The 10,266-nt window shown below is 61.2% G+C and carries 8 protein-coding genes; 4 read left to right on the forward strand and 4 right to left on the reverse strand.

The window, feature by feature from the left end; all coding sequences use genetic code 11:
• On the reverse strand, positions 1-393 hold a 393-nt coding region (locus ACIQ42_RS10685; protein ID WP_397422179.1), incomplete at its 3' end, for a DUF1330 domain-containing protein.
• A 357-nt stretch (positions 394-750) separates the two neighbouring features.
• On the opposite strand from ACIQ42_RS10685, the gene ACIQ42_RS10690 reads away from it, so the two are divergent.
• Together ACIQ42_RS10690 and ACIQ42_RS10695 are read left to right on the forward strand one after the other, a co-directional pair.
• A complete protein-coding gene (locus ACIQ42_RS10690; RefSeq protein WP_397422180.1) occupies positions 751-2,043 on the forward strand; it encodes a spinster family MFS transporter in 1,293 nt (430 codons plus the stop codon).
• 160 nt (positions 2,044-2,203) lie between these two features.
• Entirely contained in the window at positions 2,204-3,241 is a 1,038-nt protein-coding gene (locus ACIQ42_RS10695; RefSeq protein ID WP_397422186.1) for a glutathione S-transferase family protein, read from the forward strand.
• Positions 3,242-3,334: 93 nt separating this feature from the next.
• On the opposite strand, the gene ACIQ42_RS10700 is transcribed toward ACIQ42_RS10695, so the two are convergent.
• Positions 3,335-6,259 carry a S8 family peptidase gene (locus tag ACIQ42_RS10700; RefSeq protein WP_397422181.1) on the reverse strand — a complete coding sequence of 975 codons (2,925 nt, stop codon included), beginning with the start codon at positions 6,257-6,259 and terminating at the stop codon, positions 3,335-3,337.
• A 190-nt stretch (positions 6,260-6,449) separates the two neighbouring features.
• Here ACIQ42_RS10700 and ACIQ42_RS10705 point away from each other — a divergent pair, with 190 nt between their 5' ends.
• The gene (locus tag ACIQ42_RS10705) at positions 6,450-6,725 is read left to right on the forward strand and encodes a hypothetical protein (RefSeq protein ID WP_397422182.1); all 276 of its coding nucleotides are present in this window, start codon (positions 6,450-6,452) and stop codon (positions 6,723-6,725) included.
• A 12-nt stretch (positions 6,726-6,737) separates the two neighbouring features.
• On the opposite strand, the gene ACIQ42_RS10710 is transcribed toward ACIQ42_RS10705, so the two are convergent.
• Complete coding sequence (locus tag ACIQ42_RS10710; RefSeq protein ID WP_397422183.1) at positions 6,738-7,130, reverse strand: response regulator; 393 nt, start codon at positions 7,128-7,130, stop codon at positions 6,738-6,740.
• Positions 7,131-7,172: 42 nt separating this feature from the next.
• Positions 7,173-9,593, reverse strand: a complete 2,421-nt coding sequence (locus tag ACIQ42_RS10715) for an ATP-binding protein (protein WP_397422184.1) — start codon at positions 9,591-9,593, stop codon at positions 7,173-7,175.
• 300 nt (positions 9,594-9,893) lie between these two features.
• On the opposite strand from ACIQ42_RS10715, the gene ACIQ42_RS10720 reads away from it, so the two are divergent.
• Positions 9,894-10,266: SDR family NAD(P)-dependent oxidoreductase (locus ACIQ42_RS10720; protein ID WP_397422185.1), on the forward strand; the 373-nt coding region annotated here is incomplete at its 3' end.

Here is a 10,266-nt window from a genome sequence, read left to right on the forward strand (position 1 = left end):
GATGTTCAGCTGCCCGGCGAGACCGGCGCGTCGATGGTGAGAGATGGCCTGCATGCCGGGGCACCGCATCATCTCACTCATGGCAGCAAGCGACGGGTACTCCGCCAACGCGATCATGTCCCAGAGTTCGCCCACCTCACCGAGAAGGATGCCGGTTACCTCTCCGGAGAACCGCGAGCCACCGCCGAACGACGCCAGGAGCTTACGGACTTCGACCGTATACCTCGCATAGGCTTCAGCTCCGGTGATGTGTGAGTCCGACCCGTCGGGATACTCCGCAAACGGCTTGAATTTCAGAAGGTTGACCATGACGAACGGGCCGTCATCCGGCGCGCTGAAGAAGTCCTTGGCTTGCTCGCCGCCGGGCTGCACTGCGTTGATCACCAGCATCATGACACCTCATTGGATTGAACGGCCATCCGGTCATTTACCGGCTTGCACCACCTTCATTAAATCGGAATTCTAGTTCACATCAAGACTTGCGGAGCGCTTGGCGACCGTGTCCTATGGCGCAATGGTCGCGCCAGGGGAGTGGCGCGCTCTGCCGCAGGGGATCACGTTGGGCGGACAACATCCAATTCTTGATGGCTTGATTGCGAGCGCATTCGGCTCGCCCTGAAGTCACGACAGCCGAGAGCCAGGGCGGCAAGCGTCACCTGGCCTAGCCAAATTGTCGGCCCTTCGCTGAAATCACCTTCATAGAATATCTGATTTCATCTGGGCCATATAGACTCAATGAAAGACACCAATATGTCGCTCATCAAGACGCCCGCGGTTCCAGATATACCAGGAACGTCTACCGGATACGCACGTTATGCGCTGGGTCTGCTTTTGGTTGTCTATACTCTGAACTATGTTGATCGGCAGATACTTTCGATCCTGATGGAACCTATCCGTCGCGAGCTCCACCTTACAGACAGCCAGCTTGGTTTGTTGTCCGGCCTGGGGTTCGCGCTGTTCTATGCGGTCGCCGGGCTGCCCATCGCGCGACTGGCCGACACGGCGTCCCGCAAGGGGATCATCGCCGGGTCCCTGGCGCTATGGAGCGCCGCAACCGCCGTCTGCGGCCTGACGTCCAACTTCGCCCAGTTGCTGGTGGCGCGCGCCACTGTCGCTATCGGGGAGTCAGGCGCAGCGCCGGCCAGCCACTCAATGATTGCGGATTTGTTCCCGCACGGGAAGCGCGCCACGGCCCTGGCGGTGCTCTCCTGCGGTGTGCCCATTGGTATTCTGGTGGGCCTCATCGCAGGCGGCTGGTTGAACCAGATGTTCGACTGGCGGACGGCCTTTGTCGTTGTCGGACTGCCGGGGGTCGCTCTGGCGATTGTGGTCCTGCTGACCCTGAAGGAGCCCATACGGCTCGGGGCGGCAGAAGGTCTCGTGGCCTTGTCGTGGCGCGAGGCGATGGCGACGCTGTTCAAGATCCCCGCCTACAATTTTCTGGTCATCGGGGCCGCCCTGCACGCGTTCACATCCTACGGCGCCCTGCAGTGGAATCCGGCGTTCATGATCCGGGTGCATGGCCTTACGACCGGCCAGGCGGGGCTGGCGCTGGGGTTGATCTCTGGCGTGACGGGGATCATCGGAACCCTGGCTGGCGGATGGTTCGCCGACATCCTCGGCCGCCGCGACAACCGCTGGTACGCGTGGCTTCCGGCAATCATGATCGGCGTGCGCGCGCCTTTGTTCATTACGGCTTATCTCGCCCCGACGCCCGGTCTGGCGATCGCCTGCCTCATCCTGCCAGGCTTCCTCGGAAATGCATTCACAGGTCCGGTGTTCGCCACCATCCAGACCCTGGCGCCGGTGCGCGCCCGCGCCTTTGCTTCCGCCTGGACACTCTTCATCATCTCGCTGGTCGGCTTCGGTCTGGGACCGCTTCTCATCGGCATGACCAGCGACGCTCTGTCACCCACCTTCGGGGTCCGGGGCCTTGGCTATGCGATCTGCCTGGCGGCGATCGGCGAAATCGCTTCAGTGGTCTTCTTCCTGATGGCGGCCCGGCGATTGCCTCGCAGCGAGTCGTATCTCGGTTCAAAATAGGAAATCGCGGGCGTGTACGACCGTTGGAAGCCTGCCAGCAAAGGCGAGCCGAAGAGGCGGAGGCGCGTTGCATCTTGTGCCGCGCCTGTGCTGGATTTCAACGCGCCTTATCGAAGCCACTCTGGTAGCCGGCTGTAGAAGTGAATTGGGAGAGGGTGGGATGAGTTCGGAGAGCGACCTGAGACTTGTTGGGGTGGGGGCATCGCCTTACACGCGCAAACTTCGCGCGGCGCTCCGCTTCCGGCGCCTGCCTTTCCGCTTTTTGGTCATAGGGGGCAAGGAAGCGAATGCGCTGCCGGAGCGCCCGCTCCCGCTAATACCCTACATTGTGCTGCCCGCCGCCGATGGCGAGCCGCTCACGGCGATGTCCGACACCACGCCGATCCTGAATCATCTCGAAGAGACCTATGCTGAACGACGGCTGCGCCCTTCGGATCCCGCGCTGAACCTCATTGACCTGCTGCTCGAGGATTATGGCGACGAGTGGCTGAGCAAGTGCATGTTTCACTATCGCTGGTCGTATGCGGCGGACACCAAGAAGGCGAGCGCCTACCTACCCTACGGCCGGGCTATGCAGATAACGCGCGAGCAGGGCGAGCAGGCGGAACGGGCCTTCGCCAGTCGGCAGATATCCCGCATTGGCGTCGTGGGATCCAACCCTGTCACTGCGCCCATCATCGAGAGCAGCTGGCGTCGCTTTCTGGAGGTGTTCGACGAACACATCCAGAACCAGCCCTACCTGCTGGGGCAGCGGCCTGGCGCAGGTGATTTCGCAGCGTACGGTCAGATGACGATGCTCGTGATCACCGATCCCACACCGGGCCAGGTCGCCATGGAGGTCTCGCCCCGGGCATACGCCTGGACCGAAAGGCTGGAGGATGTGAGCGGGCTCGACGTGAGCGACGCCGATTGGGTAGACCTGTCCGATCCGCCCGCGACATTGCGTAGCCTGCTTTGCGAAGTGGGCCGGGTCTATGCGCCCTTCATGATCGGCAATGCGAACGCGGTCGCCCGGGGCGCAAAGCAGGTGGAGTGCGAGGTGGACGGCCAGCGCTGGGTGCAGGAGGCATTTGTTTATCAGGCAAAATGCCTTGGCTGGCTCCGCAAGGCGTACGTCGCGCTGGATGAGGCGGCGCGTGGACGTGTTGACCCTCTTCTCCGCGGCACGGGCTGCGAGATATTGTTCGCACCGCTTTGAAGCCGGCCAGCGGGTCCGGGGCGCAACCAGCCCGCACTCCCCCGCCGCTTGAGCCTGTCCGTTTCAGATGTCTCCATCTGAAACGGAAAGGCTTTAGAAGCGGATCTTGAACTGGCTTCCAAGCATCAGGCGATTGGTCGGCTCTGTTGCGTCGGCGCTTTCGGCGCGGCCGAACAACACAACCTGACCCTCACCTTTCAGCACCGGGACGCCGTAGAGGATCTCGGCGGCGTAGGGGCGGGCCGTACCGCCCAGCTTCACCGACTGTGTACCGTAGCCAAGTTCGCCCGTCTGGCGATCAATGATCTGAAGGGTCGTGAAGTCGAGCTTTCCGCGCTCCAGATGCATGGGCTGGGACAGGGAGATCCTGACCTGGTCGCCGGACCTGAACAGGCCGGACTTTGTCAGGGACACCTGATAGCTCGAGGTTGTGACGCCGCCTTTGCCGACGGTCAGGTTCTGATCCTGATCCGAACTCTCGCGGGTGACGCCCCGGGTCGCCGAACCCGAGAGGTTCAGCGTTTCGGAAAGTTGCAGATCCACACCGACATTATAACCGGCGGTGGTCGAACCCTCGGCAAGGAAACCGGGATTCAGAGCCTGAGTGCCCAGCAGGGCGTTTTTCTCGTGCAACAGCGTGTAGCTGCTGGTCAGTGTAAAGCCATCCGCGACGACGAAGGTCGCCGCCAGATGCTGGGCCGCGGCCTGATAACGCTTGGCGCCGCTACCGGGCCGGTCAACACCGATCAGGAGCGTCGGGTCACGCGCTTCATCGCGTTGGGTCGCGCCGATCGCGAGAGACATGCGCTCCGAAAGGCGGACGTTCCAGTTGGCGAAACCGCCACCCGTCGCCAGGCCCAGAAGCGGGTTCGCCCCGCCGCGATCGCTGTCGTAGTCGTTCGCGACAAAGCCGGTTTTGCCGTCAAGGGCCTCGGCGCCCGCTCCGAAGCCGAAACTGAACGATGAGCGCTCGCCGTTGACCTTGACCATCGAGCGATAATCGAGGCTGTCCTGAACAAAGCCGTAATTCTGCACCCTTGGCGCTATCGCCAGGGTCATGTCTGCCCCCCAGCCATTGGCGATTGGTTGGCCGCTTTGCGAGAAAGACTTCGGCGAGAACATCTGGCCTGAAGCCGCAAAGGAAAATTTCTTCGATGCATCCGCCCACACGGTCATCCGCTGGAGCAGGTATTCCTGGAATTTCTCCTTACCGCCGTTGAGGGTAGTCACAGACTGCCCGATCAGGCTCTCTGACAACGGAATGGCGAAATCGCGCTGAGTCGCACCGATTTTCTCGAAAGCATAGTAGTAAAGTTCGCCCTTCTCATCGAACTTCTTCAGCGCCTTCTTGAAGCCGGACAAGATGGTCTGCGCATCAACGGGCTTCAGCTCACCGCCACTGGTGCTTTGCGACCAGGTCAGATTGTTGAAATTCAAAGGCGACTGAGAGGCGGTGACGTCGAGCAGGCCACGGCCGTAGACGGGGTCAACCCCGGCCGCCCCCAGGTCCTTGGCGGACTGAAGGATGATGTCCGTCGTCTCCTTCGGGAAGTTCGCCAGCCACGGCCAGCGGTCGTGCAGCAGGGCCACGGCGCCCGAGACAAACGGGGCTGCAAGGGACGTCCCGGACTGGCGCACAACGCCGCCCTTGTCATCCGACACGAGGATCAGTTCACCCGGCGCCACAATGAAGCGATCCTGCAGCTTCGCGCCCGGATTACAGGCCCCGTTGATGGTCAGGCAGCTGTCGCCAGGCCGATTTGAGAAGTTGGAAATCGTCTGGTCCAGGCCGACGGAGCCAACGAGGATCAGGTAAGGGTTGTTGGCGTCCCAGGCCACGTTCTGCTTCTGCGTGACACCCTCGTTGCCCGCAGCCATAACGAAGACGGTATTCTTCGCCACCTTTGCAACACCTGCGTTCGTAAACACGGTGTTCCAGTCGGGATGCAGCGTGAAGCCGGGCACACCCAGGCTCATGTTGATGATACTGGATTTGTTTTCGGCCAGCATTCTTACGCCAGTCGTCACGTCGGCCCATCCGGCCGTCCCCGTCTTATCAAACGGATTGTAGGCGATAACCTTGGCGCGGGGCGCGATGCCCATGACGCCGCTTCCATCGACTTCGTCGACAATCAGGCTGGCGACCGCCGCGCCATGGCCATTACTGAACGTCGAAATGCCATCGTACTTGACGATGTTGTTGAGGATATCCTTGTCGCCGACGACCGTAAAGTCGAGCAGGCCGATGGTCGTGCTGCCGCCGTAGCCCTGCTGCTGGGTGATCGCCGGAGTCCAGTTTACGGTCTTCATCCAGTGATCGACGTGGTCGACCCCCGAATAGGTCATCAGGTTGTCGTACCAGTCCAGGAAGAACATCGCCCGATCAGCTTCTGACAGCTTGGTCAGCGAGGCTGGGTCAGAAAGCTTGATGCCGTACTTCTTCAGCAGGGGCTCGGCGAACGCGGTCGAGAAGGATTTCCCGGTCTTCGCCTTTACAGCCTTGCCAAATTGTTCTTCCGACCTTTCGATCACATCCTCAAGCTTTTCCACCAGCTTGTTGAGTTTCGAACTCGTCGGCGACGCTGGAAGCTCGCGCCAGTATTTGGTAGTGTCGTCCCAAACGGGCTTCATTTCGACCCAGAACTCTACCGTCGAGGAGAAGTCCGGAGCCTTGTCGCCAGAAGCGGCGCCAATCGGCCCATCGAAGGGTTTAATGTCGCCCCAGAACGGCGCGATGTTGCCGTAGAAGGGACTGATATCACCCCAGAACGCCGAGATGTTGCCGTAGAAGGGGCTGATGTTCCCGTAGAACGGCGCGATGTTTCCGTAGAAGGGACTTATGTTCCCGTAGAACGGCGCGATATTGCCGTAGAAAGGCGCGATGTTGCCGTAGCGCGCCACCAGCGGCCGCGATGCGGTCTGTGCCTCCGCTGCCCCGGCAAACGCCGCCAGCGAAACCGAGGTCAGGGCCAAGGCCCTGAGATCGATGCGGTTAGGCCTGCTTGTCTTCGCGCTCATCCTGAATCTCCGAGACGGATAGCTAGAATATTAATTGCTTCTACAGCGCCAATTACTTCTTTCCTTTTAACTTTTAAGGTATAAATCCGATTCATACTGAATTGATGTTAACCTTGATACTTGTCCTATATTGAGACAGTTGCTTTGTTGCAGACGACCAGCGATGGGCTGCTTTATCCGGATGAGACCTGTGGCCGCCTGCTCCGCCCGGACCGCCGCCCCGGCCCTGGCCGACCGGATCGCCTTTGCGCCCGGCACATATGTCTTCGAGCATGCGGGTACGCCATCCGCGAGGCTGGACGACTTCCAGACCTCTCTTGAGCTGGCTACGGACGCCCTCGCAGCGGGGGCGGACGGTGACGGGGATCAGAGCCGGAGCGCGATGGGCACGGCCGGAAAACGGACCTCGCAGGATCCGGGATTCTGCCCCTCCCCGCCGCAGGGCTACGACGGGTTTCGACAGTGATGCCGTCTGCGGTCAGACCAGTGCAGGGGGGGAATTTGGCCTCTTGGCCATCGTCTGGGCGATCGCGTCAAAGAGGGCATCCAGATCGAAGGGCTTGTGCAGCAAGCCATCTGCTCCAGCCCTCAGGCAATCGTCAGAGACATCTGCACCCATGTCGGCGGTGACCATGAGGATCGGAATTCCTGACTTTGCGTCGGTACGGCTGCGGATCAACCGTGTCGCCTCCAGGCCGTCCATGCCAGGCATACGCAGGTCCATCAGGATGAGCTCAAACGACTGCTGATCGACCATCTTGAGGCCGCTATAGGCCTCGCGGGCTTCCGCAATCTCGATGCCGGCCGTTGCCAGCATGTGCTTCATCACAAGCGAGTTGGTTTCATTATCTTCGACATAAAGGACTAACATGGAACCGACGCGCCTCTCTTCGCTCTTATCGCTGCGAACTACTCAGCTTCCTAGTGCAATCGCCCCAAGGGGGGCCTCGGAGTGAGGCTGCGTTTCTGCCGCCTGATGCAGGCAGGCCGCAACCAGCAAATCTACCATCGCTGACGGGATTACAGGTTTGACGAAGATCAGCTCAATCCCTTGCTGGCGCAGCCTCACCTCAAGAGACGGATCGGCGGTCGGCAGGATCACCGACATCATCGCACCTGTCGAGTGGCGTGCAAGGGCCGCCAGGGACTCCTCCGTCGAGGCTCCTGCAGGGGTCGCGGAGGCGGCGTCGACGATAACAATACTGTAGGGGCGCTTGCCCAACGCCTCGAGGGCTTCGGCGTGAGAGGACACGCTCTCCAGCCCTTGCACCTGCGGTCGAAGGACGGTGCGGATCATTGCCTGATTCAGACGATTGGCCTCTACCAGCAGAACGGAATGGTCACCCAGCCCCGACTTTGGAGAGGCGTCGAAGGTGCAAGCGTCGTCAACCCGGGGCTTGCCCCGAACCAAAGGCAGGCGACAGGCGAAGGTCGAGCCTTGATCCACTGCGCTGGTGACCAACACCGTTCCGCCAAGCGCTGCGGCCAGGCTGCGGCAGATGGTAAGGCCCAGACCAGTCCCCTCAAAGCGTCGGGTTGTCGAACCCTCAACCTGCCTGAAGGACTCGAAAATCTCGTCGAGCATGTCAGCCGGAATACCAATTCCCGTGTCGATTACCTTGAGTACCAGCCATTCTCCGGAGTCCGTCGTATCGACAGTCGCAGATAGTGTGACCCGGCCCGCCTCGGTGAACTTCAACGCATTGCCCAGAAGGTTCAGCAGGATCTGACGGAGGCGGACGGCATCCTCGATGATCAGGGCCGGCGCATCCGCAATCTCCACCGCCAGCTCCAGCCCCTTCAGTGCAGCCCGATCATGGTACAGCGCCGCGATGGACTTCAGCAGGGCGGGCAGATCCACGTTGGTGCGCTCGATAGAGATGGCGTCGCTTTCGATCTTGGCCAGATCTAGCAGATCATCCACCAGGAGCCGCATGTTCCTGCCGGCGTTGTCGAGCACCTTGATCCGCTCCAGCACCGACGGCGTGAGGGACTTGTCCGTCATCAGTACCTGGGTCATCCCCAGTATGCCGTTAAGCGGCGTGCGGATCTCGTGGCTCGTGGTGGCCAGAAACTCGGATCTTGCCTTCAATGCCTTGGCCAGCGCGGTGTTGGCGGTTGAAAGCTGGCTGTTGGCCTCCTGGACCCTGTTTCGACTGCGTCTCATCGAGAACATGCCGACGGAAAGGAGGACCAGGATAAGCGAGACGCCGCCCAGCCCCGCGGTAAGAACGGCCGATCTGTTCCTGGCAAGTTCGTTTTCCTGCTCAAGCCTGATCGCATTCAGCTTCGAGATCTTGAGGTCCTGATTGGCGAAGTCGAACTGTGCCGCCATCAGGGCCGAGTTGGTTGATGCCATCAGCGATCTGGCGCCGTCGTCCAGCCGCTTGAAGGCTTCCAGATGCGCCAGGGCCAGCTCCAGCCGTTGCAGACGGGCGTAAACCTGATAGGCCGACGCGTGGAATTCCCTGAACGGTAGGTCAGTGGTCTTGATATTGACGCCGGCGAAGGTTCGATCAAACCGTTGGGCGGCGAGTTGCAGATCACCGCGTTTCTGCGCCGATTGTGCTGAAACGCCCCAGAGGAACGGAATCCACTCCCTGGCCGAGGGATCGCGGGTCGCGATCAGAAGCCCGCGTTCGATGTTCCGGTCGGCGGCGTCAAGACGCCCGGATACGACTTCGGCTGCCGCGAGATTTGTCAGGATTCTCGCCTCGAGCGACGGGCTCTTCAGTTTGCTCGCCAGAGCCAGCGCCTGACGATACTCCGCCTGGGCTTCATTCAGGCGATTCAGATGGAAAAAGGCGTTTGCCCGGTTGTTGTACGCTGACAGGATCAGCGCCGGGTCCTCGGCATAGGTCTCGGCGGACTGGGCGTAGTACTTCAGCACCCGCTCGAAATCGCCGGCGTCCTGATAGATAGAACCGATGTTCTGTAGAACCTTGGCCTGGCTCCTCGCCTCTCCGGCCCGGCGAAAAATCTCGTAAGCCCTTTGATAATCCGCGAGCGCGGCCTGCATCTTGCCCTTTGCGGCCATGGCGCCGCCACGTGACAACACGACATCGCCGTAAAGCTTGCTGGTCGGAGCCTCCCTGGCAATGATCGCCAGCGCCGCATCGAGGACCGGCTCGGCTTTCTTGGGTTGATTCAGGCGGACCAGGGCCTCGCCTTGCAGCCACATGGCCGTAGCCTCGGCAAGCGCCTGCCTGTCTTCAGGGAGGGTATCGGCGATTTCCAGGGCGCTGGAAGAAAGTTTGAACGCGGTTTCAGGCTCGCCCATCATGGCCGCCTTGGCCTCGGCTACCCTGGCGTCGTACGCCGGTGAAAAGGTCATCGGCGGGGCGGCCCACGCGCCAGAAAGCCCAAGGCAAAATGCCTGAGCCGCAAGAATTACTGAAACAACGATATGTCTGTTTCGCAGAAATCGCATCCTCCACCAATATGCGAAGAGCGGTTAAGGGCTCTCTAACCGTGGCAAACCCGAAAAGCTGCGTGATTGCGACATTCCGCCACACCCGACCGCGCTGGATGTGCGCGCCCTGGGACGACCGCTACCCGATGGGCCTGGCGCGGGCTTCGGATTAAGCACTCATTTTCGGGCGGCGACCGCAGCAGATAGCGCTATGCTCCCGGCATGAGCCAGACTTTCCAGAGCCTCCCCCCGATCGCAGACGGCGGAGCCGTGGTGATCACCGGTGCCGCAAGCGGCATCGGCCTGGCGGCCGCACGACGCTTTGCGGGCCTTGGACTACCCGTCGTCCTGGCCGATCAGTCCGGCGAGAAATTGCGGGCGGTGGAGACTTCCATTCGCGAGGCAGGCGGGCGCGTCGCCGCCGTGCCAACTGACGTGTCAAAGCCTTCCGACCTCGAGCGACTGAGGGATCTGACGCACAGCCAATTCGGCGACGTCGGGGTGCTGATGTTGAACGCCGGAACCGGCGCCAACCCAGGCGCCACCTGGCAGAACCAGGACGCCTGGCGAGCTTTGATGGACGTCAACTTCTGGG

This window comes from Phenylobacterium sp., from assembly GCF_044372605.1.
Classification (GTDB): domain Bacteria; phylum Pseudomonadota; class Alphaproteobacteria; order Caulobacterales; family Caulobacteraceae; genus Phenylobacterium.

Coding starts and splice junctions, on each gene's coding strand:
- ACIQ42_RS10690 (WP_397422180.1), top strand. CDS start 751: ATGTCGCTCATCAAGACGCCCGCGGTTCCAGATATACCAGGAACGTCT.
- ACIQ42_RS10695 (WP_397422186.1), top strand. CDS start 2,204: ATGAGTTCGGAGAGCGACCTGAGACTTGTTGGGGTGGGGGCATCGCCT.
- ACIQ42_RS10700 (WP_397422181.1), bottom strand. CDS start 6,259: ATGAGCGCGAAGACAAGCAGGCCTAACCGCATCGATCTCAGGGCCTTG.
- ACIQ42_RS10710 (WP_397422183.1), bottom strand. CDS start 7,130: ATGTTAGTCCTTTATGTCGAAGATAATGAAACCAACTCGCTTGTGATG.
- ACIQ42_RS10715 (WP_397422184.1), bottom strand. CDS start 9,593: ATGACCTTTTCACCGGCGTACGACGCCAGGGTAGCCGAGGCCAAGGCG.